Source organism: Mesorhizobium sp. CA4, assembly GCF_020165075.1.
Taxonomy (GTDB): domain Bacteria; phylum Pseudomonadota; class Alphaproteobacteria; order Rhizobiales; family Rhizobiaceae; genus Mesorhizobium.
In genome coordinates this window covers 18,945-43,341 of sequence record NZ_JAIUHK010000043.1, presented here as the reverse complement: position 1 = coordinate 43,341, position 24,397 = coordinate 18,945, and the positions used below count along the sequence as shown (strand labels likewise).

The 24,397-nt window shown below is 63.7% G+C and carries 23 protein-coding genes; 11 read left to right on the top strand and 12 right to left on the bottom strand.

The annotated features are described in order from the left end of the window. Nucleotides 1–284 precede the first annotated feature (284 nt). From LB528_RS26375 to LB528_RS26365, 3 genes are all read right to left on the bottom strand, one after another. Nucleotides 285–1,136, bottom strand: coding sequence for a sugar phosphate isomerase/epimerase family protein (locus LB528_RS26375; RefSeq protein WP_224716849.1), 852 nt, complete (start codon nt 1,134–1,136; stop codon nt 285–287). Between the two features lie 201 nt (nt 1,137–1,337). After that, entirely contained in the window at nt 1,338–2,525 is a 1,188-nt protein-coding gene (locus LB528_RS26370; RefSeq protein WP_224716848.1) for a Gfo/Idh/MocA family protein, read from the bottom strand. 160 nt (nt 2,526–2,685) lie between these two features. Continuing rightward, a complete protein-coding gene (locus tag LB528_RS26365; protein ID WP_224716847.1) occupies nt 2,686–3,741 on the bottom strand; it encodes a sugar phosphate isomerase/epimerase family protein in 1,056 nt (351 codons plus the stop codon). Between the two features lie 398 nt (nt 3,742–4,139). On the opposite strand from LB528_RS26365, the gene LB528_RS26360 reads away from it, so the two are divergent. Genes LB528_RS26360 through LB528_RS26345 form a run of 4 tightly spaced genes read left to right on the top strand, consistent with a single transcriptional unit; the run spans nt 4,140 to nt 7,957 of the window. Further along, nucleotides 4,140–5,027, top strand: a complete 888-nt coding sequence (locus LB528_RS26360) for a sugar phosphate isomerase/epimerase family protein (protein WP_224716846.1) — start codon at nt 4,140–4,142, stop codon at nt 5,025–5,027. Between the two features lie 56 nt (nt 5,028–5,083). Further along, a complete protein-coding gene (locus LB528_RS26355) occupies nt 5,084–6,253 on the top strand; it encodes a mandelate racemase/muconate lactonizing enzyme family protein (RefSeq protein ID WP_224716845.1) in 1,170 nt (389 codons plus the stop codon). 2 nt (nt 6,254–6,255) lie between these two features. Continuing rightward, entirely contained in the window at nt 6,256–6,972 is a 717-nt protein-coding gene (locus tag LB528_RS26350; protein ID WP_224518333.1) for a FadR/GntR family transcriptional regulator, read from the top strand. Between the two features lie 4 nt (nt 6,973–6,976). After that, complete coding sequence (locus tag LB528_RS26345) at nt 6,977–7,957, top strand: hydroxyacid dehydrogenase (protein ID WP_224716844.1); 981 nt, start codon at nt 6,977–6,979, stop codon at nt 7,955–7,957. Between the two features lie 105 nt (nt 7,958–8,062). Here LB528_RS26345 and LB528_RS26340 read toward each other — a convergent pair whose 3' ends face one another. Further along, entirely contained in the window at nt 8,063–9,358 is a 1,296-nt protein-coding gene (locus tag LB528_RS26340; protein WP_224716843.1) for an amidase, read from the bottom strand. A 119-nt stretch (nt 9,359–9,477) separates the two neighbouring features. On the opposite strand from LB528_RS26340, the gene LB528_RS26335 reads away from it, so the two are divergent. The 3 genes from LB528_RS26335 to LB528_RS26325 all read left to right on the top strand — a co-directional run bounded on the left by LB528_RS26335 (nt 9,478) and on the right by LB528_RS26325 (nt 11,614). Then, the gene (locus LB528_RS26335) at nt 9,478–9,825 is read left to right on the top strand and encodes a GFA family protein (RefSeq protein ID WP_224716842.1); all 348 of its coding nucleotides are present in this window, start codon (nt 9,478–9,480) and stop codon (nt 9,823–9,825) included. A gap of 286 nt (nt 9,826–10,111) precedes the next feature. Next, a complete protein-coding gene (locus LB528_RS26330; protein WP_224716841.1) occupies nt 10,112–11,074 on the top strand; it encodes an AraC family transcriptional regulator in 963 nt (320 codons plus the stop codon). 108 nt (nt 11,075–11,182) lie between these two features. After that, on the top strand, nt 11,183–11,614 hold the full coding sequence (locus tag LB528_RS26325; RefSeq protein ID WP_224716840.1) for a DUF4437 domain-containing protein: 432 nt from the start codon (nt 11,183–11,185) through the stop codon (nt 11,612–11,614). Nucleotides 11,615–11,636: 22 nt separating this feature from the next. On the opposite strand, the gene LB528_RS26320 is transcribed toward LB528_RS26325, so the two are convergent. The 7 genes from LB528_RS26320 to LB528_RS26290 form a co-directional block, all read right to left on the bottom strand. After that, nucleotides 11,637–12,740, bottom strand: a complete 1,104-nt coding sequence (locus LB528_RS26320) for an ABC transporter ATP-binding protein (RefSeq protein WP_224716839.1) — start codon at nt 12,738–12,740, stop codon at nt 11,637–11,639. Beyond that, entirely contained in the window at nt 12,740–13,846 is a 1,107-nt protein-coding gene (locus tag LB528_RS26315) for an ABC transporter ATP-binding protein (protein ID WP_224716838.1), read from the bottom strand. The genes LB528_RS26320 and LB528_RS26315 overlap by 1 nt, the downstream gene beginning before the upstream one ends. Beyond that, a complete protein-coding gene (locus LB528_RS26310) occupies nt 13,846–14,064 on the bottom strand; it encodes a hypothetical protein (protein WP_224716837.1) in 219 nt (72 codons plus the stop codon). Before LB528_RS26310 ends, LB528_RS26315 begins: the two co-directional genes overlap by 1 nt. Beyond that, the gene (locus LB528_RS26305; protein WP_224518320.1) at nt 14,061–15,017 is read right to left on the bottom strand and encodes a carbohydrate ABC transporter permease; all 957 of its coding nucleotides are present in this window, start codon (nt 15,015–15,017) and stop codon (nt 14,061–14,063) included. The genes LB528_RS26310 and LB528_RS26305 overlap by 4 nt, the downstream gene beginning before the upstream one ends. A 1-nt stretch (nt 15,018) precedes the next feature. After that, nucleotides 15,019–15,924, bottom strand: coding sequence for a carbohydrate ABC transporter permease (locus LB528_RS26300; RefSeq protein WP_135870866.1), 906 nt, complete (start codon nt 15,922–15,924; stop codon nt 15,019–15,021). A 64-nt stretch (nt 15,925–15,988) separates the two neighbouring features. Then, nucleotides 15,989–17,305, bottom strand: coding sequence for an ABC transporter substrate-binding protein (locus LB528_RS26295; protein WP_224716836.1), 1,317 nt, complete (start codon nt 17,303–17,305; stop codon nt 15,989–15,991). A 361-nt stretch (nt 17,306–17,666) separates the two neighbouring features. Continuing rightward, nucleotides 17,667–18,353 (bottom strand): TetR/AcrR family transcriptional regulator, encoded by a 687-nt coding sequence (locus LB528_RS26290; protein WP_224716835.1) that lies wholly within the window; start codon nt 18,351–18,353, stop codon nt 17,667–17,669. Nucleotides 18,354–18,507: 154 nt separating this feature from the next. Here LB528_RS26290 and LB528_RS26285 point away from each other — a divergent pair, with 154 nt between their 5' ends. The 3 genes from LB528_RS26285 to LB528_RS26275 are packed head-to-tail and all read left to right on the top strand — an operon-like array spanning nt 18,508 to nt 21,043. Continuing rightward, a complete protein-coding gene (locus LB528_RS26285) occupies nt 18,508–19,704 on the top strand; it encodes a Tm-1-like ATP-binding domain-containing protein (protein ID WP_224716834.1) in 1,197 nt (398 codons plus the stop codon). 12 nt (nt 19,705–19,716) lie between these two features. Next, the gene (locus LB528_RS26280; RefSeq protein WP_224716833.1) at nt 19,717–20,619 is read left to right on the top strand and encodes a phosphoenolpyruvate hydrolase family protein; all 903 of its coding nucleotides are present in this window, start codon (nt 19,717–19,719) and stop codon (nt 20,617–20,619) included. Between the two features lie 4 nt (nt 20,620–20,623). Next, nucleotides 20,624–21,043, top strand: a complete 420-nt coding sequence (locus LB528_RS26275; protein ID WP_224716832.1) for a cupin domain-containing protein — start codon at nt 20,624–20,626, stop codon at nt 21,041–21,043. Nucleotides 21,044–21,214: 171 nt separating this feature from the next. Here the strand turns inward: LB528_RS26275 and LB528_RS26270 are convergent, their stop codons facing one another. Then, a complete protein-coding gene (locus tag LB528_RS26270; RefSeq protein ID WP_224716831.1) occupies nt 21,215–22,408 on the bottom strand; it encodes a M24 family metallopeptidase in 1,194 nt (397 codons plus the stop codon). A 331-nt stretch (nt 22,409–22,739) separates the two neighbouring features. Here LB528_RS26270 and LB528_RS26265 point away from each other — a divergent pair, with 331 nt between their 5' ends. Then, nucleotides 22,740–24,350, top strand: a complete 1,611-nt coding sequence (locus LB528_RS26265; RefSeq protein WP_224716830.1) for an ABC transporter substrate-binding protein — start codon at nt 22,740–22,742, stop codon at nt 24,348–24,350. Nucleotides 24,351–24,397: the final 47 nt, after the last annotated feature.

Here is a 24,397-nt window from a genome sequence, read left to right as displayed (position 1 = left end):
TTGCGACATCGTTGGCGCGAGCCACCTCGAAAGCGCAAATTTCAAGCCATGCCAAAGCTATCTTAGCGCATATGCCCGATCGACGGGGTAGAGGAAAGGCGCCAGGATATCCGAGCCGCCTGTCTCTAAGGCCGAGGCTTTTTTCCTCTCCCGGCGCCACCAGGCTCCCTTTCCTCTCCCTCCGGAGGGGGGGAGAGGTGGCTCGGCGAAGCCGAGACGGAGTGGGGGAACCACCTGGCAACCGTTTGCCGATGCAAATAGAAAATGGATCAGGCGCAGGGGGCTTACGCGGCAGCCTTCCACCCATCCCTGATATGCCGATACCCCTCGCGGTAAACCGCCTCCGGGCTCTCGGCGAAATCGCGCCAAACCTTCGTCGCCGCCGCCAAATCCTTGAGCGAGCGCCCGAACGACTCGATGGTCAGCCAGTCGTCATAGCCGCTCTTGCGGATAGCGGAAAAAGTCTCCTTCCACGGGATGTTGCCGCGCCCCGGCACGCCGCGATCATTCTCCGAAATATGGATATGGACGACATTGCGGCGATGCTTCGTATAGGCGCCGATCGGGTCGGCTTCCTCGATATTGGCATGAAACGTGTCATACATCGCCTTGATGTGTGGCCGGTCGATCGCGTCGATATGCTCCGACAGATCGGCCATGGTGTTCACCAGATAGCATTCGAAGCGGTTGAGCGCTTCGAGCCCGATGGTCATGCCCTTCTTGCCGGCATAGTCGCCGATGGCGCGCTGCGAGGCGACCGAGCGCTTCTTTTCGGCCGCCGTCGGCCCGCTGCCTGAAAAGGCGCCGAGCGTCGAATGCAGCGGCCCGCTGAGCGTCTCCGCGCCCAGCGCGGCGCTGCAGTCGATCGCCCATTTCATATAGTCGATGCCGGCCTTGCGCGTCGCGGCATCCGGCGAGATCAGGTTCATCGCCGGATCGCCCATGGCCGAGACCGCGGTGCGCTCCAGTCCGATGCGGTCGAGCATCTCGCCGAGTTTTTTATAGTCGTCAGGCGCCCCGACAAAGACCGGTATTTCGACGCCGTCGAAGCCGGTCGCCTTGATATCCTTGAGCAGCGCCTCGTGCTTCTTCGAGACGCTGGTGGTCCACAAGAACATGCACATGCCGATTTTCATCGACACCCCCTCCCTCTGACGGCCGGCTGATTGCACCGCCGGTCTCGCCACTCCCACTCATCCGGCCGCTTCGCGGCCACCTTCTCCCCGCCGGAGAGAAGATAGGCGCCAACGCCTCCTCTCCCCTCCGGGAGAGGTCGGATTGCCCCGAACTGCTGTTGCAATTCGGCTGGCAATCCGGGTGAGGGGGCGCGTCGCCGACTACAATTTCGTCCACGCCCCATTCTTCTTCGACGACTTCACGCAGGCCTCGATGAAGGCCATGCCTTCGACGCCGTCCGCGACCGTTGGGAAGACCACATCCTTAGCCGGCTTGCCGCCTTTCCTGCGCGCCGCCCGAATGGCGCGCGCAGCCTCCTGGTAGATGTTGGCAAAGCCTTCGAGATAGCCCTCCGGATGGCCGGACGGCACGCGGCTGACGCGCGCGGCCACGGGCATCGCGCCGGCGCCGGCGCGGGTGAGCAGCTGCTTCGGCTGGCCGAACGGCGTGTACCAGAGATAGTTCGGGTCGGCCTGCACCCATTCCAGCCCGCCCTTGGAGCCGTAGATGCGCAGCTTCAGCCCGTTCTCGTGGCCGGGCGCCACCTGGCTGGCCCAGATCATGCCCTTGGCCGGATGCTTGTTGCCGACCGGCTTGAAGCGCAGCATGACGTTGACGTTGTCGTCGAGCTGGCGCCCCGGCACGAAGGCATCGAGATCGGCCGACAAAGAGTCCAGTTCCAGCCCGGACACGAAGCGGGCGAGATTGTAGGCATGCGTGCCGATGTCGCCCAGCGCGCCGCCGGCGCCGGCCTGCTTGGGGTCGGAACGCCATGAGGCCTGCTTCTGGCCGGTGGCGGCAAGGTCCTCGGTCAGCCAGTCCTGCGGATATTCCGACTGCACGATCCGGATGTCGCCGAGCATGCCCTTGACCACCATCTCGCGTGCCTGCCGGATCATCGGATAGGCGGTGTAGTTGTGGGTCAGCACGAAGACCTTGCCGGCCTTTTCGACCAGAGCGGCAAGCTTCTTCGCCTCCGCCAGCGACGTCGCCAGCGGCTTGTCGCAGATGACATGGATGCCTGCCTCGAGGAAGGCTTTCGCCGCCGGCACATGCACATTGTTTGGCGTCACGATCGCCACCGCCTCGATGCCGTCGGGACGCTTGGCTTCGGCCTTGGCCATCTCGGCATAGGAGCTGTAGCTGCGCTCCGGATCGAGCCCGAGTTCGGCGGCCGACGCCTTGGCCCGCGCCGGATCCGATGACAGCGCGCCGGCCACCAGCACGAAATCATTGTCCATGCGCGCCGCGATGCGATGCACCGCGCCGATGAAGGCGCCCTGCCCGCCGCCAACCATGCCATAGCGGATCGGGCCGCCTCCCGCTTCCGACTTCGATGCGCCGACCATTTTTGTCCCTCCATTGTCTGAGATACCCCTTCCCCTCCCTGAGGGGAGGGTGGCCGCAGGGCCGGGTGGGGTCGGTAGGTGCCGAGCTCTACGCCCGGCGACCCCTCCCCGATCCGCTGCGCGGATCGACCCTCCCCTCGAGGGGGAGGGAAGGCAAGCGTCAAATCCCCATCATCGCGCGCAGCAGCTTCTTGTCGGTCGTGCCGGCGGCGAAATCATCGAAAGCCTTCTCGGTCACCCGGATGATGTGATGCTGGATGAAAGGCGCGCCTTCAGCCGCTCCGTCCTCGGGATGCTTCAGGCAGCACTCCCATTCCAACACCGCCCATGAATCGTAATTGTACTGGGTGAGCTTGGAGAAGATGCCGCCGAAATCCACCTGGCCGTCGCCAAGCGAGCGGAAGCGGCCTGCCCGGTTCACCCAGCCCTGGTAGCCGGAATAGACGCCCTGCCGCCCGGTCGGGTTGAACTCGGCGTCCTTGACGTGGAACGCCTTGATCCGCTCGTGGTAGATGTCGATGAATTCGAGATAGTCGAGCTGCTGCAACAGGAAGTGCGACGGGTCGTAGTTGATGTTGCAGCGCTTGTGGCCGCCGACCGCGTCAAGGAACATCTCGAAGGTCGCGCCGTCGAACACGTCCTCGGAGGGATGGATCTCGTAGCCGACATCGACGCCATTGTCCTCATAGACATCGAGGATCGGCTTCCAGCGTTTGCCGAGCTCACCGAAGGCTTCTTCGATCAGTCCGGCCGGCCTCTGCGGGAAGGGATAGAGATAAGGGAAAGCCAGCGAGCCGGTGAACGACACCGAGGCGTTCAGCCCGAGATTGCGCGATGCCTTGGCGCCGAACTCCATCTGTTCGACGGCCCATTTCTGCCGCGCCTTCGGGTTGTTGTGCACCTCGGCCGGCGCGAAGCCATCCATCTGGGCGTCATAGGCGGGATGCACCGCAACCAGTTGCCCCTGCAGATGCGTCGACAATTCGGTGATCTCGACGCCCGCATCGGCGCAGATGCCTTTCACCTCGTCGCAATAGGCCTTCGATGACGCCGCTTTCTTGAGGTCGAGCAGGCGCCCGTCCCACGTCGGGATCTGCACGCCCTTGTAGCCCAGCCCTGCCGCCCATTTGGTGATCGAAGCCAGTGAATTGAACGGTGCGGCGTCGCCCGCGAACTGCGCCAGAAACAGGCCGGGACCCTTCATCGTCGTCGGCATCGGCATCCTCCCTCGTTTGTTTTCGCGACCAAGCATAGCGCCGATTGAAGTGAGGGCCAGCCTGTTTGGTCAATCCTGTCGGCGCCATGCATTGCGCCATTCTGGTATTACCAAATCCCGGAATTCGGTCAAGCGGCCGAAAACCGCTAATACGAGGCGAACTTCCAGACAGGCAAGCGAAATTACCTCATAAAATCAGATTATTGCTCGCTAGATAGAGCTTCAGCCGCCCACTTCTTGCTGCGCATTAAAATTTGCTGTAGAGGTCATGGCAGGCCCAATTGGTCGAACCAGTTTGGAGGAAAATGCTGGCAACGCCTTGGGGAGGAAATCACGCGGTCACCTCTGCTGGGGCGCCGCGGCAAAATGTGACAGGCCAATTCTGGGAAGGATAGACCATGCATCTTTCGACGCACAATTGGATGCGGGCGGAGCCGCTGGAGGTGACGCTCAAGCGCATCAAGAAATTCGGCTACGAATCGATCGAGATTTCAGGCGAGCCTGAGCAGTACAAGACCAAGGAGACGCGCGCGCTCCTGAAGGAGCACGGCATTCGCTGCTGGGGTTCGGTGACGCTGATGCTAGGCGAACGCAACCTCGCCGCCAAGGACCAGGGCCAGCGCGAGCGCTCGGTGCAATACGTCAAGGACGTGCTCACCATGGTGAGCGAGCTCGACGGCGAGATCATCACGCTTGTGCCCGCAACCGTCGGCAAGGTCGTTCCGGACGGCACCGAGGCGGAGGAATGGGGCTGGGTGGTCGATGCCACGCGCGAATGCTTCACCCACGCCAAGAAGGTCGGCGTCAGGATCGCCATCGAGCCGCTCAACCGCTTCGAGACCTACCTCTTCAACCGCGGCGCCCAAGCGCTGGCGCTCGCCGATGCGGTGAGCCCCGAATGCGGCGTCTGCCTCGACGCCTATCACATCCATATGGAGGAATTTAACGTCTATGACGCGATCCGTCAGGTCGGAAAGCGCCTGTTCGATTTCCATGTCGCCGACAACAACCGCTTCGCCGCCGGTCTTGGCCAGATCGACTGGCCGAAGATCGTGCGCACGCTGAAGGAAGTCGGCTATGACGGCGCGCTGACCAACGAGTTCGTCGCGCCCGTCGACCGCACGCCGGCGGCGCCCTATCCGGAGATGGTCGAGCGCAATCCGGTCGACATCTCGCCCGAGCAGCTCAAATTCATCCAGGACCACGGCTCCAGTGTGCTCACGGAAAAATTCTACACCGACCAGATGCGCATCACCGCCGAAACGCTGCTGCCGCTGATCAAGTAGGCCTCCGATTGAAACCTGTCCCTTCCACCGGTGGGCGGAGGGGCCGAAGGGACAAAATGCGCATCAAAAGCGTCCAGGCCTGGTGGGTTCGTATCCCGATCGAAGTCGCGAAGCAGCATCGCAGCGACTTCGGTCAGGTGACGACGTTCGACGCCGCCATTCTGCGCATAGACACCGACGACGGCCTGGTCGGTTGGGGCGAGGGCAAGAACGCCGCCGGCAGCGCCGGCAGCTATGGCGCGCTCGTCCATATGCTCAACCATGAGATCGGCCCGCAGCTCATCGGCCGCGACCCGGCCGACATCGCCATCATCTGGGAAATGCTCTACAACGGCGTGCGGCATGAGACGGCCGCACATGCCGGCCATGCCATGCCGCAGCTGGCGCGGCGCGGCATGAGCGTGGCGGCGATCAGCGCCGTCGATATCGCGCTCTGGGACATCCTCGGCAAGTCGCTCGGACAGCCGGTTTGGCGGCTGCTCGGCGGCCGCAAGGTCGAGCGCATGCAGGCCTATGCCTCGGGCGGCTGGGCCGCGGCCGATGCGATCGGCGAGCAGTTGAAATCCTACATCGCCAAAGGCGGCTTCAAGGCGCTGAAGATGCGCATCGGCGCCATGGATGGCGCCCCGCATGTGTCGGCAGCCCGCGTTCGTGCCGCGAAGCAGTCGATCGGGCCGGATGTCGATCTGATGGTCGACGCGCACGGCACCTACACCGTGGCCGAGGCCAAGCGCTTCATCAAGCTCACCGCCGATCTCGACCTTGCCTGGTTCGAGGAGCCGGTGGTCGCCGACGACAAGCCGGGCATGGCCGAGGTGCGCGCCTCGGGCTCGACGCCGATCGCCACCGGCGAGAGCGAGGCGACGCGCTACGCCTTCCGCGATCTGGCGGTGCTGAAGTCGGCCGACATCTTGCAGCCGGATCCCGCCTTCTGCGGCGGCATCAGCGAGGCGATGAAGATCGGCACCATCGCCAGCGCCTTCAACCTGCGCTTCGCGCCGCATCTGTGGGCCGGCGCGCCCTGCTTCTTTGCCGGGCTGCATGTGTGTGCCGCCTCGCCCGCCAGCTTCATCATCGAATATTCACTCGGCGCCAACCCGATGATCCACGACCTCGTCGAGGAGACTGTCGAAGCCAAGGACGGTATGATAGCGATCCCTGAAAAGCCTGGCTTGGGATTCACCATCTCCGAGCGATACCTGGAGGCGCACGCGCAACGTATCTGACGATGAAAGAAAAGAACCTTCTAGCGGAACTCGCCGCCTACCTCTTCTCCAACTCGGACAAGGAGTCCGGCCGCACGCCTTCGGAGCGAGAGTTGGCGGAGCATTTCGGCGTCAGCCGCGGCCAGATCCGCGAAGCGCTCGCCATCCTCGAAGCCATGCGCATCGTCGAGCGGCGCGCCAAGTCCGGCATCTATATCGACACCAAGCAGGCGAGCGTGGAAGCGCTGGCGCTTTTTGCCCGCGCCGGCCTGCCGCTCGATCCGGTGCAGATCTACGAGACCGTCGAGTTGCGCAAGATCCATGAGATCAAGGCGGCCGAGCTTGCCTGCTCGCGCGCCACCGAAGAGAACTTCGAGCGCCTGCGCGAGATCCTGAAGGCTTCCGAAGAGCGCATCGCCGCCGGCGAAGGCCTCGCCAAGGAAGACCGCGAGTTCCACCTCGAGATCGTACGCGCGACCAAGAACAGCGTCTTCCACAACATCTGCAGCGTCTATTACCTCATGGGCGAACAGCGCCTGCCGATCTATTTCAACGATCCCGAACGCAGCGTGCGCTCACATGCCGAGCACATCCAGATCTACGAGGCGCTGCTGCGCCGCGACGGCAATCTCGCTCAGGCCCTGATGAATGCCCATCTGCAGGGCGCCGAGAGCTACTGGAAGGGGATCATCGAAGGCCGCGGGAAGGAACCGAAAAGCGCGGCGCTCGAGAAGGCTTGAGCCGATGCGCAAGATCCTGTCGACGCATCCGCTGCACTCACGCGCCACGGCGATGCTGGCCGGCGCCGGGCGGCTTGCGATCGCTTCCGCGCTCGATGCCAAGACACTGACCACCGAGGCCCGCGACGCCGACATCGTCATCGTGCGCGCGCCGCTGCCGCCGGAGCTGTTTGCCGGCGCGGCGAATTTGCGCGCCGCGATCCGCCATGGCGCCGGGCTGGACATGATCCCTGTCGAGGCGGCGACCGCCGCCGGCGTGCTGGTCGCGAACGTGCCCGCCGTCAACGCCCGCTCGGTCGCCGAGCATGTGATGTTCACCGCCCTTGCGCTGCTGCGGCGATTCCGCGTGATGGACCGCGACCTGCGCGCCAGGGGCTGGCTTGCCGGGCGCGAGCACGCCAACTTGACCAGCGAGCTGGCCGGCAAGACGATCGGCATCGTCGGCCTCGGCGCGGTCGGCCAGGCCGTCGGCCACATCGCCGCGCACGGCTTCGACCTCAATGTCGTGGCGACCACGCGCAGCCTGCGTCCGGCGCCCGAGCGTGTCGGCTTCCTGTCGATCGACGCGCTGGTCGAGCAAAGCGACATCATCGTGCTCTGCTGCCCGCTGACGCAGGAGACGCGCGGCCTGATCAGCCGCGAGCGCATCGGCCGCATGAAGCCCAATGCGCTGCTGATCAATGTCTCGCGCGGTCCGGTGGTGGACGACGAGGCGCTGATCGAAGCGCTGCGGGAGGGGCGTATCGGCGGCGCCGCGCTCGACGTCTTTTCCACGCAGCCGCTGCCGCCCAACCATCCTTATTTCGGCTTCGACAATGTCATCGTCACCCCGCATATGGCCGGCATCACCGAGGAATCGATGATGCGCATGGGCGTCGGCGCCGCTGGCGAAGCGCTGCTGGTGCTCGCCGGCAAACTGCCGGTCAACCTGCGCAATCCGGAAGTCATCGAGCACTACCGTCGACGCTTCCCGGTCGGCGAATAGTTCCGCGGTGAGCATCGCGACGGTGCAGACCTGAGATGCTGGCGAGACAGCAACCCCCTCTGTCCGGCCAGCCTTTCCTGACTTGCATCCTGATGGCCTCCGCAGTTAACGGCCAAGCAAAGCCTCGACAGCGGCGGCAATGCGCAGCAGCCGACGATCATCCCCATGCTTGCCCACCAGCATCAATCCGGCCGGCAGCTTCGTGCCGGGCATCGGCAGCGAGATCGCGCAGAGGTCGAATTGGTTGGCGACCTGCGTGTTGCGCAGGAGCAGCCCTTCCGTCTTGTCGCGCAGCGCTTCGTCCCCGGCCATGGCGGCGATGGAGGGCGCGACCATCGGCACGGTCGGCAATGCCAGCAAATCGACCGCCTCCAGCCGTTCCGCCATGGCCGCCGCGAGCTCGCCGCGGCGGCGGATCGTGCGGATATAGGCGGAAGCGGGAACGGCCAGCGCGCGCGTCAATGGCCCGGTGACATGCGGATCGACCGGCACCGAGGCGCCGCTCGCCAGCCAATCGGCATGCACCTCCGCGCCTTCCATGGACGCGATGGTCCCGCGCCTGGTGGCAGCCCGCATCTCGGCGATAAGATCGTCGATGGACAAATCGGCAGGGCGGGCGCCGGCCCGCCCGATCCTGTCGATGCAGGCCTCGAAAGCTTCGGCGACGTCGGCTTGCGTCTCGCCGAACAAGATGCCGCGCGGAATGCCGACGCGCAGGCCGGCGAGCGAAACCGGCTGAAGGGCCACCGGCTCTTCCCCCGCCATGATCGCATCGGCGATGGCGCAATCGGCGACGCTGCGGGCAAGCGGACCGATCGAATCCAGCGTCATCGACAGCGGAAAGGCGCCCGTCAAAGGCACGCGCCGCGCCGTCGGCTTGAAGCCGACGACGCCGTTGAGCGAGGCGGGGATGCGCACCGAACCGCCGGTGTCCGAACCGATGGAGATGTCGCTCGTGCCCTCGCCGACCGCAACGCCCGCTCCCGACGACGAGCCGCCCGGGACAAGGCTGGCGTCGGCGGCATTGCCTGGCGTGCCGTAATGCAGATTGTCGCCGATCGCGGTGAAGGCGAATTCGGTCATGTTGGTCTTGCCGAGAATGACCGCTCCCGCCTGGCGCAGCCTTTGCACGATTACCGCGTCCCGTGTCGCCGGCGCGGCGCCGGCGCGGATCGGCGCCCCGGCCGTCGTCGGTTCGCCGGCGACGTCGAACAGATCCTTGATCGAAACGATGCGTCCGTCGAGCGGCCCAAGGCTGACGCCGGCCATGCGGCGGGCGTCGGACGCATCGGCGGCTGCCCGCGCGGCCTCGGAATAGAGCTTCGTATAGACCCTCTCGTCTCCCGCCCGATTGGCAAGACGTGACAGGATGATTTCGAGACGGTCGCGGATGGATTGCATTTTCGGTGTCGGGCCTTGCAAAATTGTAACGTCTTTTATGCGTGCGGCCTGGTGTTGGCCGGCGAAGAGATAACCCGGCAAGTGTGCCTTTGCACCCTGCCAGCGATGGAAAGATGCTGATGCTGTACAAAGGCAGCTGCCACTGCGGCAAGGTGGCGTTCGAGGTCAAGGGTGAGATCGGCGGCGCGGTGCGCTGCAACTGCTCGATCTGCCGGCGCAAGGGGGCGCTGCTGTGGGCCGTGCCGCATGAGAAGCTCAATCTGGTCGCCTGGGGCGACGACCTCGGCCGCTATACTTTCGGCAAGGGCCAGATCGCGCATCGCTTCTGCCGCACCTGCGGCATGCATCCCTTTGCCGAGGACGTCGGCGAAGGCGACGGGCGGACGGCCTACATCAACATCAACTGCCTCGACGATGTCGACATCGCCAGCATCGAAGTGTTCGAGTTCGATGGGCGCTCGGCCTGATTACCGGTAGCCGGTCGCATCGGCCGTCACCAAGACGTCGGCCCGGCGCTCCTGAGAGCCGCCGGGCCGATACTCGGAAGGGCGAGAGGGCTTGCCTATTCGGCGGCCTGCGCCCCACGCAGGCTCACCTCGTTCTTCAGCTTCGGTTCTGTCGAGGACAGCGACGTCCATGGCGCCTGTGGAGGGCTCGGCCATGCCAAATCTCCGGCGAGTTGCAGCGCAACATTTGGCCTGCAGTGCAACATAGGGAGTGACTATCTGGAGTTTCCATGTTAGAAACGCCGAAATGGATTACAATTCGTCCAAATCGGTTTTAGAGACTTCGGGCGACCCGCTCACCGACATGTTGCGCGGACTGCGCCTCGACGGCGTCGATTATGGCCGCTGCGTGCTCGGCGAGCCCTGGGCCGTTTCCTTCCCGGCGCAGAAGGCCGCGCGTTTCCATTTCATCGGACAGCAGGGCTGCTGGCTGTTCTCGCCGGCCAAGGAATGGATCGAGCTCTCGGTGGGCGACGCGCTGCTGATCCCGCGCGGCGACGAGCATGTGCTGGCGAGCGCGCCCGGCGTGCCGCCGGTGCCGATCGGCCGCTACACCATCGAGCCTGTGTGCGAGAACATCTACGACGTCTCAAACGGCTGCGACGGCCGCAAGACCTTGCTGTTTTGCGGCAGTATGCATTTCAACCTCGACGGCTCGCATCCGCTGCTGGAGATGATGCCTGACCTCATGCAGGCGCATAAGCTGATGGCGAACGCGCCGGGCATCCAGCATCTGCTCGACGCGATGGCCGGCGAGGTGACGATGGACCGGGTCGGCTCCGGCGGCATTCTTGCCCGCCTGGCCGACGTGCTCGCCGCCACCATCATCCGCTCCTGGGTGGAGAATGGCTGCGGCGACGCCACCGGATGGATCGCCGCCGTGCGCAATCCGGATGTCGGCAAGGTGCTTGCCGCAATCCACCTGCAGCCGGAGCGCGACTGGACAGTGGAGGCGCTGGCCAGGATGATGGGCGCCTCACGCTCGGCCTTTGCGCAACGCTTCGCCGCCGTGGTCGGCGAGACGCCGGCCAAATACGTGCTGCGCGTTCGCATGCACCAGGCGCGACAATGGCTTAGCCGTGACGGCATGCGGGTTTCGGTCGCGGCCTCGAGATTGGGCTACGATTCGGAAGCCTCCTTCAGCCGCGCCTTCAAGCGGGTTATGGGCGTCGCGCCAAGCCGTTTCCGCAACGCCGGTCGCGAGGAGTAATCCTGACATCCGGCAGGCAGTCTGCTGGAGGAATTGCCAAGTCTTTTGGACGCCACGTCATTCCTCACCGGTCGAGACGGCATAAGCTCGATCATGGAGGAAACCGCCATGCCCAATCATCTCGCATCGCTTTCGCTTGCCGCGCTCGCCATCATGTCGAGCCCGGCTTTCGCGCTGGAAAACAGCTACCTGCCGGCCGACAAGATCCCTTACGCCGTCGAAGCGCCGGGCCAGCCGCAGCGCCTTGGCCCGTTATGGGGCGAACGGGCGAAAGGCCCGGCCGGCACGCTGCTGAAGGTTCCCGGCAATTGGCGCGCGCCCGTCCATGCCCACACCGCGGACTACCGCGCCGTGGTCATCAAGGGTCTCTGGGCGCACTGGCAGATGCAGGGCGGCGAAGCCACAAAGGTCGAGTTGCCGCCCGGCTCCTACTGGAGCCAGAAAGCCAACGAGATGCATGACGACGCCTGCCTGTCAGAGACCGAATGCGTGATCCTGCTGATCAACGACATGCCTTACAAGACCTATCTGCCGAAATAAGGCTGCAGGCTAAGCCGGACTGCTATCCGGCGTGCCGCAGGCTGACGCCGCTGCCCTTGTCGAACATCACCACCTTGTCCGGGTTCCAGGCGAAACGCACCGGCTGTTCGATCGCGACATCGGTCCTGGCCGGCACGGTCGCCCGCAGCATCGTGTCGCCGACCCTGAGCGTCAGGATCTTCTCCACGCCATGGTTCTCGACATCGTGGACGCGTGCCTCGACCGGCGCCCCGCTCTCCAGATAGACGTCCTCCGGACGAATGCCGAAGACGAGCGGGCGACCATCGGTCGCGCCGCTCGCCCGGCCCCCGCCAAAGCTCTTGGCGCCAATTGTGAGCGGCAATTCGAAATTCACCGGCGCCATCACTGCGCGGTCGTTAACCAGCCTGCCGTCGATGAGGTTCATCGGTGGCGAGCCGACGAAGCTCGCGACATAGGTGTCGCGCGGATTGTTGTAGATCTCATGCGGCGTGCCGGTCTGGACGATCCGGCCATGGTTGAGCATGCCGACCTTGTCGCCCATCGACATGGCCTCGATCTGGTCATGCGTGACGAACAGGAACGTGGCGCCGAGCTGCATCTGCAGGTTCTTCAATTCCGTGCGCAGCGCTTCGCGCAGCTTGGCGTCGAGCGCCGACAGCGGCTCGTCCATCAGAAACACGCGCGGCTTGCGCACGATCGCGCGGCCGATCGAAACGCGCTGCATCTCGCCGCCGGAAAGCCGGTCGGTCTTGCGGTCGAGCAGATGCTCGATACGAAGCGTGCGGGCAGCTCGGGCGACGCGGTCCTTGATCTCGGCATCCGGCAGCCGGCGGATCTTCGGCTTCAGCGGGAATTCGAGGTTCTGCCGCACCGTGTAGCGCGGATAGAGCGAATATTGCTGCAGCACCAGCGCCACGTCGCGTTCGGCCGCGCCCCAGTCGGCGACGTCGACGCCATCGATGAAGACCTGGCCCTCGGTCGGCTTTTCGAGCCCTGCAATCAACCGCAACGCCGTCGTCTTGCCGGCGCCGGTTTCGCCGAGCAGCACAAAGAATTCGCCGTCGGCGATGTCGAGGTTGAGTCCGATCAACGCCGTGTGGCCGCCGAACTTCTTGGTGATGTTCTTCAGTTCGATATGGGCCATTACAGCCTTACTCCGAGTGACTTGCCACTTGCCGTGTCGAAGAAATGCGCCTGCTCGGGATCGATGCGCACATGGACCTTTTCGCCGGGACCCGAGACGTAACCGGCCTTGGTGCGGGCGCGCAGCATCTTGGAGCCGATCTTGAGGTCGACAATGTCGAAGGATCCGAGCGGCTCGATGATGCTCGCCTCGACCGGCATGTAGCCCGGCGCCGCATCGTGCCGGACGAGTACCCCCTCCGGACGGATGCCGAGCGTCAGCCCGCCATTGGCTGCATGCCCGTTGAGCTTGGACAGGAGCTGGCGCGGGAACTCGAAGCCGGCCGGCGCATCGCCAACGGTAACGGAGGCAGCGCCCGCCTGATCCGCGACACTGGCCTCGGCGATGTTCATCACCGGGCTGCCGACGAACTGCGCCACGAACAGGTTTGCCGGATGCGAATAGACATCGTCCGGCGTGCCGACCTGCTGGATGAAGCCTTCATGCATGATGACGATGCGGTCGGCGAGGCTCATCGCCTCAATCTGGTCGTGCGTGACATAGATCGTGGTCGACCCTTGCTTGACGTGCAGGCGCTTGATCTCGGCGCGCATCTCCTCGCGCAGCTTGGCGTCGAGCGCGCCGATCGGCTCGTCCATCAGCATTGCCTTCGGGCGCCGCACCAGCGCACGACCGATGGCCACGCGCTGCATGTCGCCGCCCGAGAGCGCCGACGGCCTCTTGTCGAGCAGATCGGTGATGCGCAGGACCCGGGCGACCTCGTGCACGGACTTGTCGACCTCGCCGCTGCTCATGCGCGTTGCGCGCAGCGGAAAGGCGACGTTCTCGAACACCGTCATATGCGGGTAGAGCGAGAAGGACTGGAACACCATGGCGATGTCGCGATCAGCGGCCTTGAGGTGCTGCACCGCCTTGCCGTCGATCAGGATGTCGCCCTTGTCGATCGTCTCCAGCCCGGCTATCGCGCGCAGCGTCGTGGTCTTGCCGCAGCCCGACTGTCCGAGCAGCACGATGAATTCGTTGTCGGTGATGGCGAGGTTCAAATTATGGATGACCTGGACGGCACCGAAGAATTTCTCGATGCCGCGAAGTTCGATCTGTGTCACTACCGGGCTCCCTCATGCGCCGCGGCGCCGGTTTCCTCGCCGCGCTCCGGCGCAATCTTCGACGTGATGTTGAAGCCGATCAGCCCGGCCAGGATGATCGTCACGCCGTAGGAATGCAGGTTAAGGCTCCATGGCTGGCAAAGCGCGACGATGCCCAGCACCATGAGTATCTGCGAGGCAGGCAACAGGTATTTTTCGTTGATAGCGCGAAAACTCATTTGCGGATCGCTCCGAACGTCACGCCGCGCAGCAGATGATTGCGCAGCAGGAAGGTGAAGATCGCAACCGGCAGCAGGAACAGGAAGGTACCCGCCGCGATCGTCGTCCAGTCCGGCAAGCCGGAGCCGATCTGCGACGGAATGAAGGGCGGCGCCGTCTGCGCCCGCCGGTTGGTCATGATCAATGCGAAGGCGTATTCGTTCCAGGCGGTGATGAAGCAGAACACGGCGGTGGCGGCGATGCCGGTCGCGGCCTCGGGCAGCACGATCTTGAAGAAGGCCTGCATGCGTGTGTAGCCGTCGACGAGTGCGGCCTCCTCATACTCCTTCGGGATCTCGTCCATGAAGCCCTTCATCAGCCAGACCGAGAAGGACAGGTTGAAGGCGACGTAGAGGATGATTAGCCCGATATGCGAGTCGTTGAGGCCGACCATCCGGTACATCAGGAACATCGGGATCGCGACCACCACCGGCGGCAGCATGCGCGTCGACAGGATGAAGAACAGCAGATCCGCTTCGCCGGCGATCTTGAAGCGGGAGAAGCCGTAGGCGGTGAAGGTTCCCATGCCCACGGCCAGCACCGTGCTGATCACCGCCACGATCAGGCTGTTCATGAACCGGTCGGGATATTGCGACAGCTGCACGTCCTTGCCGACCTTCAGCACGCGCTCCCCGCCGTCATAGATGCGCTTCTCCCACCAGGGCGCGGCATCATAGGCTTGCGGGTCGACGGGTTTCTGCATCTGCACGCGCTTGGTGAAGAGCCGCACGAACGGCGTCACCTCAGGCTCGAACAGCACGGTCGGCGGCACGCTGACGGCGAGTTCCTTCGGCTTGAACGCCGTGGAGGCGATCCAGTAGATCGGCGCCAGGAAGACAAGCGTGGCGATCAGCACCGCGGCGATGGCGATGCGGTTGAAGGCGACCTCGGAAGAAGTGCGGACGGCGGCCATGTCAGCGCTCCTTCACCTTGTTGAGATACTTCACGTAGAGATTGGTGATGGCCAGCACCATGATCAGCACGATGTAGGCCAGCGCGCAGGACTTGCCCGTGTCCCATTGCTGGAAGGCCTGCTTGTAGAGCCGGATCGCGATCAGCTCGGCCGTCGGCTGGGTGGTCATCGTGTAGGCAATGTCGAAGGTCTTGAAGGCTTCCATGGTGCGGAAGATCAGCGCGATCAAAAGGATCGGCGAAACCAGCGGCAAGGTGATGCGGGTGAAGGTATACCACCATCCGGCACGGTCGATCGCGGCCGCCTCGTAGAGATGCTGCGGCACCGCCGAGAGTCCGGCGAGTGAGAGCAGCATGACGAAGGGCGACCACATCCAGATATCGGTGATCGCGACCGCGTAGAGCGCGCTGTCGGGATTGGAGAGCCAGGCGAAGTCGCCAAGCCCGAACACATAGTTGATCGGTCCCCAGGACGGGCTGTAAAGCAATTGCCAGAACAGGCCGACGACCGCCGCCGACATCATCATCGGCAACAACAGAAGCGTGGTGATCAGGCCTTTCATCGGGAAGCTGCGGTTGAGCAGAAGGGCGAGGCCGAAGCCAACGATCATCTGCCCGGCCACGGACACGATGACGTATTTGGCCGTGATGACGAAGTTCGACCAGATGTGGTCGTCGCTCAGCAGCTCGCGATAATTCTGCAAGCCGACGAACTGCCAGGGCTCCGCACGGTTGGCCGCGAAATTGGTGAAGGAATAGCCGAGCGAATAAATCAGCGGAAAAATGTTGAAGACGATCAGAAAGACCAGCGTCGGGATGATGAACAGGTTGCGGATGGTCAGATCGGACCAGCCGCGCGCGGCGGCCCTGGACGCGGGATCGAGATTGGTGAGGGCTACCGAAGCCAACTTTGTCTCCTGAAAATAGGAATGCCGGAGGGGAAACCCTCCTCCGGCATTCTGACTGTGATGCTTACTTGTAGCGGTTGTACTTGGTGAAGGTCGCCTTCCAGTCGGCGGCGGTCTTGTCGAGCGCCTCCTGGGCGGTGCCCTTGCCGCCGACCACGAACGGATAGATGTTCTGGTTCAGCTGATCGAGCACTTCGGCGTATTCAGGCGTTGCCCAGAAGTCCTTGACCATGAACATCGTGTCGTAGAACGCCTTGTTGTAGGGCGTTGCGTTCTGGAAGGCTTCGGACTTCAGCACGGCCTGACTGCATGTGTAACCGCCGAGCTCGGCCCACTTCTTCTGCGTCTCGTCCTTGATGAACCACTCAAGGAACTTCATCGCCTCGTCCTTGTTCTTCGAATACGAGACGACGGAGATGCCCTGGCCACCGAGAGCGGCGAAGCGCTTGCCGTCGGGCCCGGCCGGGTTGGCGAAGAAGCCGGTGACGTCGGCGTAAGGGTTGGTGGCTTTGTTCACCAGCGGCGGGAAGAAGGCGAAGAAGTTCATGCTCATCGCGGCGAGGCCGCCTGTGATAGCCTGGTTGTCTTCCACGAAGAAGGTCTTGCCCCAGCCCGGAGGCGTGAACTTGTAGAGTTGCTTGTACATGTCGAGGCCAGCTGCGGCCTCTTTCGAATTGGTGATGCCGTCGACCTTGTAGGTTGCGTAATCGCCGAGGTCGCCGCCATAGCTGAAGATGGCGCTTTCGACACCCATCGCCATCGCGTCATAGGAGTTGTCGGTGTAGATGGCTACGCCGTAGCGCTTCTGGTCCGGACGATAGAAGAACTCGGCAATGTCGCGCAACTGCGCGTAGGTCGTCGGCACGGCGAGGTCGTAGCCGTATTTGGCCTTGAAGGCTTCCTTCTCTTTCGGGTCCTCGAACCAGTCCTTGCGGTAGGACCAGCCGATGGCATCGCCCTCCAGCGGGATTGCCCAGTACTTGCCGGAACCGCCCGGGTATTCGGCATAATACTTGATGGTCGCGGGCGCCATCACGTCGCCAAGCTTGTGCTGGTTGAAGAAGTCGGTCAGGTCGACATAGTGGCCTTGCGTCGAACTGGCGCCCAGCCATTGCGAGTCGCCGACGACCATGTCGTAGGCGTCGCCATGCGCGTTGAACTCGGTGAAGGCCTTGGTCTGGAAGTCGGGCCACGGCGTCGTCTGAACCGTGACCTTCACGCCGGTTTCGGCCGTGTAGTCGTTGACGAGTTCCTGCAGGTAGTTGGCCGGATCCCATTCCGCCCAGAAGATGGTGAGTTCCTTATCCTGCGCGCGGACGGACGTCCCGCAGGCAAGCGCTAGGCCGATACCAGCAAGCACGCTGGTCACTAACTTGCGCATAGTTTTCCTCCCTTGTGCGCATTCTACCGTGTCATGCGGGGTCGGCAGCGAAGCCGGCCCTGGTAGTTCCTCCTGTGATGGCATCTCTCCGGTTCCAGGCCTCCTCGCCCTGCCGGAAATAGATCGCAGCCTTCACTTTCGATCCGCTTTATTCATCTTGATCTGGTATTACCAATTCTGCCTTGACGTCAAGCGCTTTCTTGAGTGGCCGATGGCAGCCAAATAAGCCAAATATTACGACATCTGCCTGTTTTCCCTCGTTTTTCCTACTCCTTGATACGCAGAGGCCTTGTGACGAGCCGTTCACTCCAATTAACATTCAAAACTGTCTCAGCAATCTGGTCGAACCAGATTTAACCGATCATCGCTCAGGCGTCGCCGACATTCCTGTCGATTTTGCATCTGATTCCGCCATTGCGGCGCGCACCAGCGCGCCCGCCGCCCATTGCGCCACCGACACCATCTCGGCGCTATCCAGCCCCCAGATATCCTTCAGCACCGTCACCACCTCGACGCCGAACATCAGCGACAGCGCCTGCGCCAGGCGTTTGAACTGGCGGGGCTTCAGGCGGCCCTTGAGCGGCCCGATCGCATCTTTCAACAGGTCGACGCGATGGCCGCGCGTGAAGGCGGGTTCCGATCCGAGCGTGCCCGCCTGGCGCCGCGCCCATTGATCGAGGGACAGTTTCAGCGCCGCCTTGAACGTTGCCTCGAAGGCCTCGATACGCGGCATCGCGGTAGCGAACAGATCCGCCACGCGCCGCTCGGCATCGTCGGATGCCGAGTTCCAGGTGAGGATCGGGCCGAGCCCTTCATCGACCACGGCCTGCACCAGCGCCGCCTGGCTCGGGAAATAGCGGTAGGCGGTCGCGCGCGACACCTCCGCCGCCTCCGCGACCTCGCTGACCGAAGGGGTCATGCCGGACTGCATCAGCCTCGTTGCCGTTTCCAGCATCAGCCGTCTTGTGCGGGCGCGCGGCCCCTTTTCGGCGGCCGGCGCCTGGGCGGCATCATCGCTGGAGGCGGCTTGTTGACGTGAGACATCCATGTCAATACGATACGCGCGTCTCAAAAATTTGCAATGGCGCGAGGCCGGGCAATAAGGGTCCCACCAGCGACGAGGCTTTTGCCGAGGAGCTTAAGGGTGGGGCAAAAAAGGCGGGCGGCAAAGCCGACCATGGCCGGACGACGGGGAACCGCGGATGAAGCGCATCTATGTGGTCGGCACCGCCGACACCAAAGGTGAGGAACTCGCCTTCCTGGCCGATGCCGTAACCAAGGCCGGAGGCGCGGTCGTTCGGGTCGATATCGGCACGCGCGGCGCGACCGTCCCGGTGGATATCCCCGCGAGCGAGGTCGCCGCGCATCATCCCAAGGGAGCCGGCGCTGTTCTCGGCATCGACGATCGCGGCGCCGCCGTCGCCGGCATGGGCGCTGCCTTCGCCAATTTCATCCGCTCGCGGAATGACATCGCCGGCGTCATCGGCATTGGCGGCGGCGGCGGCACCTCGATCGTCACCGCCGGCATGCGCGCGCTGCCGCTCGGACTGCCGAAGCTAATGGTTTCGACGCTGGCCTCCGGCGATACCGCGCCCTACGTCGATGTCTCGGACGTCATCATGATGCCGTCGGTGACCGACATGGCGGGACTGAACAGGCTCTCCCGCACGGTGCTGCACAATGCCGCCCAGGCGATCGCCGGCATGGCTGCGAGGCCCGCCTCGGCCGACGCCGGCAAGCCGGCGCTGGGGCTCACCATGTTCGGCGTCACCACGCCCTGTGTGACCGCGATCGTCGAGCGCTTGCGCGCCGACTATGACTGCATGGTTTTCCACGCCACCGGCACCGGCGGCCGCTCAATGGAGAAGCTCGCCGACAGCGGTCTGCTGGCGGGTGTGCTCGACATCACCACGACCGAGGTCTGCGATTTCCTGTTCGGCGGAGTGCTGCCGGCGACCGGGGATCGCTTCGGCGCGATCGCCCGCACGAAATTGCCCTATGTCGGTTCGGTCGGCGCGCTCGACATGGTGAACTTCTGGGCGCCACCGACCATTCCGGAAAAAAATCGTGGGCGGCTGTTCTACGAGCACAATCCCAATGTCACGCTGATGCGCACCACCGCCGAAGAATGCCGCCGGATCGGCGAATGGATCGGCGGCCGCCTCGCCCGATGCGACGGCCCGGTCCGTTTCCTGATCCCGGAAAAGGGCGTCTCGGCGCTGGATATCGAAGGCGGCGCCTTCTTCGACATGGAGGCCGATGCGGCACTGTTCGACGCCATCGAGCGTACGATCGAGCCGACCAGGGATCGCACCGTCACGCGCCTGCCGCTGCACATCAACGACCCCGCCTTCGCCAAGGCGGCGGCCGAGGCATTTCTCGACATCGCCAGGACATGAGAGACGACAAGCATGGCTGCCATCCCACGCAAAACGATACTGGAGAAATTCCGCAAGATGATCGCCGACGGCGTGCCGATCGTCGGCGGCGGCGCCGGCACCGGCCTATCGGCCAAGGCCGAGGAAGCCGGCGGCATCGACCTGATCATCATCTACAATTCCGGCCGCTACCGCATGGCAGGGCGCGGCTCTGCCGCCGGCCTGCTCGCCTATGGCAACGCCAACGAGATCGTCAAGGAGATGGCCTATGAGGTGCTGCCGGTGGTGAAGAAGACGCCGGTGCTGGCCGGCGTCAACGGCACCGACCCCTTTGTCATCATGCCGCTGCTTTTGGCCGAGCTGAAGACGATGGGCTTTTCCGGCGTGCAGAATTTTCCGACCGTCGGCCTGTTCGACGGCACCATGCGCCAAAGCTTCGAGGAGACCGGCATGGGTTTTGGGCTCGAGGTCGACATGATCGCCGAGGCGCACAAGCTCGACCTGCTCACCACGCCTTATGTCTTCAACGCCGACGAGGCGCGCGCTATGACGAAAGCTGGAGCCGACATCGTCGTCGCCCATATGGGTGTGACGACCGGCGGCTCGATCGGCGCCACCTCGGCGAAAACGCTCGACGCCTGCGTGAAGGAGATCGACGCCATTGCCGACGCGGCGCGCTCGGTGCGCAAGGACGTCATCCTGCTTTGCCATGGCGGACCGATCTCGATGCCCGACGACGCGCGCTACATCCTCGAGCGCTGTGAGGGGCTGCACGGCTTCTATGGCGCAAGCTCGATGGAACGGCTGCCGGCTGAAGCGGCGATCGCCCGGCAGACGGCGGATTTCAAGGCGGTTTCGCTGGAGCATCGGACCCAAAAGTGGAAGCCGGTTTTGGGAAAATCCGATGCTCCGACAAAAACGAAAAGGAAGGCATGAGGCAATGACCGACAGGAGCAAGGTGTTTGTTTACCCGAAGGATGTCAGCGCCTTCGGCTTCGATTGGGGCAAGCTGTCGCTGACTGTCGCGCCGGAGGTGAATGGCGCGGAGCGCTTCTCCGGCGGCGTCGTCGACCTGCCGCCCGGCAAGGGGCATACCCGCCACAACCATCCGGGCGCCGAAGAGATCATCTTCGTCATCTCCGGCAATGGCGAGCAGATGGTCGAGGACGAGAGCGGCAATCCGGTGGTGGCGAAAGTCGGCCCCGGCTGCACCATCTACGTGCCGGAAAGCCGCTTCCATTCGACGCTCAACACCGGCGACCAGCCGATGCAGCTCTTCGTCGTCTACTCACCCGCCGGGCCGGAGGTGGCGCTGCGCAACCTGCCGGATTTCAGGCTGCTGCCGGCGGGCGGAAAGTAATCGCTTAAGGCCCCCTCATCCGGCCGCTTCGCGGCCAACTTCTCCCCGGCGGGGAGAAGAGGTTGGCGCCGGCGCCACCCGCTCCTCTCCCTTTGGGGAGAGGTCGGATTGCCCCGAATTGCCCTTCGCAATTCGGCTGGCAATCCGGGTGAGGGGGGAGCGCCGTCGAGGCTAAGCTGCCGCCCCGCCCCGGTTCCAGCCGCGTCCGCGATCTCCGAACATCACATAGCCGGCGTCAGTGACGGCCACCGTGTCCTCCAGCTTGATAAAGCCGCGTGTCGGGTGAAGCATGGTGGTCTCGACCGACAGCACCATGTTTTTTTCCAGCGGCTTGGCTGCATAGGTGCCCTCATAGGCGACCGGATGGTTGGTCATCAGGAACGGCGCCTCATGCGTGATCAGCCCCATGCCGTGCGCGAAGAAATCCGTGTAGGCCGCGACCTTCGAAGCCTTCAGCACGCTCTCCGCATGCGCGATCATGTCGCCGCCCAGTATGCCGGCCTCGACCTTGGAAAAGGCCGCCTGCTGCACCGCTTCGACTTCGGCCAAAAGATCTTCCAGCTCGGCATCCGGCTCGCCAAGCACACCCATCCGGCAGAGGTCGCCGATATAGCCGTGGTAATTGCCGCCGGAATCGATGGACATCACCTCGCCTTTCTTCCACGCCTGGCTCGAGGCGGCGCGGTTGTGGCTGGAGCCCAGCGTCAGCAGACAATATTCGAAATGCGCGCCGCGATTGGTCTCCTCGTGCCTCAGCCGCTCGATGATGTCGGTCTTGCTCGTGCCCTCCCGCGCCCAGCCAATCGTCGCCAGCATGGAATCGGTGATCAGCTCGGAAGCGATGCGCAGTTGTTCGAGTTCCGCCTCGGTCTTGATGGCGCGCATACGCTCCAGCATGTCGGTCGCGTCGATCAGCTTTGCATCCGGCAGCGCCTTGCGGATCAGCGTGTAGGCATCCGACGGCAGGAAGGCCGGCTCGATTCCGATGCGGGCGGCTTGCTTGCCGATCTGTTTGAGATGCTCCACCGCCAGATTGGCGGCATCGAGCGTGCCCCAGCAGGCGGCATGCAAGGTCGGCGTCCAGAACGGATGATTCTGATGTTCGCCGCCTTCCATCTTGTTGCCGATATAGGCCGCATGTTCCGGCCCGCCCTTCTCGTAAAGGACGATCGGCAAATAGCGGCTGTGACCGATCGCATCCATCGCCGCGAAGAAGATGAACTTGTAGCCGCCGAGCAGATATTGCGTGTTGTGCTTGGAGGTGGCGAAGAGCACGTCGATGCCGGCCTCTTCCATCAGCCGATCCACCCGCGCCTGATCGAACGGGACATTGCTGACCTCGGTTTTGCCCGGAGCGATGTTCATCTGCCTCTCCCTGTTTTCATCGGCCGCAGGAGCGCCGAAAGTCATGATGTATGGCTGTTGGCCAAATCTGCATCTTTTTCGCCACTCTGGTCCAGCCAGAATTGATCACTTCCGCGCCAAATCCGGTTTCTGTCCCATCATGATCCTTCTTCTCCATAATTTGGTCCGACCAGATAAGAGCATGAAAGCCTCTTTCGGCTGGCTGGTCCAGCGGACGGAAATTTCAAGCCAAGCCATGATGCGCCAAATCCGTCTCTGGCGAAACCTTTGCCAAGGGCCATAATCACCGGATTGCCGCGCCTGCTAAGGCGCGAAGAGGGGAGTTTGAGCGATGTCCGAATTGACGATTTCACGCCGCGGCCTGCTGGCCGGCTCGGCGCTGCTGCTGGCCTCCACCGCATTGCCGACCATCGGCTTTGCGCAGACGCCCAAGAAGGGCGGCCGGCTGATCGTCGCCGCTGATTCCGAACCGCGCAACCTCAACCCGGCGATCGTCGCCTCCAACGGCGTCTTCTTCATTTCCAGCAAGATCGTCGAGACGCTGGCCGAAGCCGCCTTCGATGGCAAGGACGGGCTGCAGCCGCGGCTCGCGCTTTCATGGGAAGGCGCTGCCGACGGCCTGTCGGTGACCTTCAAATTGCGCGACGGCGTCAAATGGCATGACGGCAAGCCCTTCACCTCGGCCGACGTCGCCTTCTCGGCGCTGCAGATCTGGAAGCCGCTGCAAAATCTCGGCCGCACCGCATTCAAGGACCTGGAGGCCGTCGACACGCCGGACGAGCTCACCGCAATCTTCAAATTCGCCAAGCCGACGCCGTTCCAGCTGATCCGCAACGCACTGCCGGCGCTGTCGAGCGTCGTGCCGAAGCACCTCTATGAGGTGGGCAAGATCGAGGAGAACCCGGCCAATAACGCGCCCCTCGGCACCGGTCCGTTCAAATTCGCCGAATACAAGGCCGGCCAATATTACCGGCTGACCCGGAACGACGCCTATTGGGGCAAGGACGAGCCTTATCTCGACGAGATCGTCTACCAGGTGCTCCCTGATCGCACGTCCGCCGCCGCGGCGCTCGAGGCGGAAGAGATCCAGCTCGCCGCCTTCTCCGCCGTGCCGCTCGCCGACCTCGACCGCATCTCCAAGGTGCCCGGCCTGAAGGTCATCACCAAAGGCTATGAGGGGCTGACCTACCAGCTCGTCGTCGAGATCAACCACCGCCGCAAGGAGTTGGCCGATCTGAAAGTGCGTCAGGCGATCGCGCATGCCATCGACAAGGATTTCGTCGTCAAAACGATCTTTCTCGGCTACGCCGCGACCGCAACCGGCCCGGTGCCGAAGAACGATCCGCAATTCTACACCGCCGACGTCCCGACCTATCCCTTCGATGTCGCCAATGCCAATGCGCTGCTGGACGAAGCCGGCTACAAGCGCGCCGACGACGGCAAGCGCTTTGCGCTGAAGCTGTTGCCGGCGCCTTACTTCAACGAGACAAAGCAGTTCGGCGATTACCTGCGCCAGGCGCTCGCCGCGATCGGCATCGACGCCGAGATCGTCAACAACGATGCCGCCGCGCACATCAAGGCCGTCTACACAGACCACGCCTTCGACCTCGCCGTCGGCCCGCCGGTGTTCCGTGGCGACCCGGCAATCTCGACCACCATCCTGGTGCAGAGCGGCATCCCCGACGGCGTGCCCTTCTCCAATCAGGGCGGCTACAAGAACGCCGACCTCGACGCGCTGATCGCGAAAGCATCGGAGACGCTCGACACATCCGCCCGCACGGAGCTCTACAAGGAGTTCCAGAAGAAGGTCGCGGCCGATTTGCCGCTGATCAATGTCGCGGAGTGGAGCTTCATCTCTGTCGCCCGCGATACCGTCGGCAACATCGCCAACAACCCGCGCTGGGCGGTGTCGAACTGGGCGGACACCTATTTGGATTCGTGACACACTCGCGCGGATGAGAGTTCGCGAGAATGTAGGAATTTGGCCGA

Bases quoted from the DNA above. Each gene is read 5' to 3' on its own strand.
- LB528_RS26375 (WP_224716849.1), bottom strand. From the start codon at position 1,136: ATGAAAATCGGCATGTGCATGTTCTTGTGGACCACCAGCGTCTCGAAG.
- LB528_RS26370 (WP_224716848.1), bottom strand. From the start codon at position 2,525: ATGGTCGGCGCATCGAAGTCGGAAGCGGGAGGCGGCCCGATCCGCTAT.
- LB528_RS26365 (WP_224716847.1), bottom strand. From the start codon at position 3,741: ATGCCGACGACGATGAAGGGTCCCGGCCTGTTTCTGGCGCAGTTCGCG.
- LB528_RS26360 (WP_224716846.1), top strand. From the start codon at position 4,140: ATGCATCTTTCGACGCACAATTGGATGCGGGCGGAGCCGCTGGAGGTG.
- LB528_RS26355 (WP_224716845.1), top strand. From the start codon at position 5,084: ATGCGCATCAAAAGCGTCCAGGCCTGGTGGGTTCGTATCCCGATCGAA.
- LB528_RS26350 (WP_224518333.1), top strand. From the start codon at position 6,256: ATGAAAGAAAAGAACCTTCTAGCGGAACTCGCCGCCTACCTCTTCTCC.
- LB528_RS26345 (WP_224716844.1), top strand. From the start codon at position 6,977: ATGCGCAAGATCCTGTCGACGCATCCGCTGCACTCACGCGCCACGGCG.
- LB528_RS26340 (WP_224716843.1), bottom strand. From the start codon at position 9,358: ATGCAATCCATCCGCGACCGTCTCGAAATCATCCTGTCACGTCTTGCC.
- LB528_RS26335 (WP_224716842.1), top strand. From the start codon at position 9,478: ATGCTGTACAAAGGCAGCTGCCACTGCGGCAAGGTGGCGTTCGAGGTC.
- LB528_RS26330 (WP_224716841.1), top strand. From the start codon at position 10,112: ATGGATTACAATTCGTCCAAATCGGTTTTAGAGACTTCGGGCGACCCG.
- LB528_RS26325 (WP_224716840.1), top strand. From the start codon at position 11,183: ATGCCCAATCATCTCGCATCGCTTTCGCTTGCCGCGCTCGCCATCATG.
- LB528_RS26320 (WP_224716839.1), bottom strand. From the start codon at position 12,740: ATGGCCCATATCGAACTGAAGAACATCACCAAGAAGTTCGGCGGCCAC.
- LB528_RS26310 (WP_224716837.1), bottom strand. From the start codon at position 14,064: ATGAGTTTTCGCGCTATCAACGAAAAATACCTGTTGCCTGCCTCGCAG.
- LB528_RS26305 (WP_224518320.1), bottom strand. From the start codon at position 15,017: ATGGCCGCCGTCCGCACTTCTTCCGAGGTCGCCTTCAACCGCATCGCC.
- LB528_RS26295 (WP_224716836.1), bottom strand. From the start codon at position 17,305: ATGCGCAAGTTAGTGACCAGCGTGCTTGCTGGTATCGGCCTAGCGCTT.
- LB528_RS26290 (WP_224716835.1), bottom strand. From the start codon at position 18,353: ATGGATGTCTCACGTCAACAAGCCGCCTCCAGCGATGATGCCGCCCAG.
- LB528_RS26285 (WP_224716834.1), top strand. From the start codon at position 18,508: ATGAAGCGCATCTATGTGGTCGGCACCGCCGACACCAAAGGTGAGGAA.
- LB528_RS26280 (WP_224716833.1), top strand. From the start codon at position 19,717: ATGGCTGCCATCCCACGCAAAACGATACTGGAGAAATTCCGCAAGATG.
- LB528_RS26275 (WP_224716832.1), top strand. From the start codon at position 20,624: ATGACCGACAGGAGCAAGGTGTTTGTTTACCCGAAGGATGTCAGCGCC.
- LB528_RS26270 (WP_224716831.1), bottom strand. From the start codon at position 22,408: ATGAACATCGCTCCGGGCAAAACCGAGGTCAGCAATGTCCCGTTCGAT.
- LB528_RS26265 (WP_224716830.1), top strand. From the start codon at position 22,740: ATGTCCGAATTGACGATTTCACGCCGCGGCCTGCTGGCCGGCTCGGCG.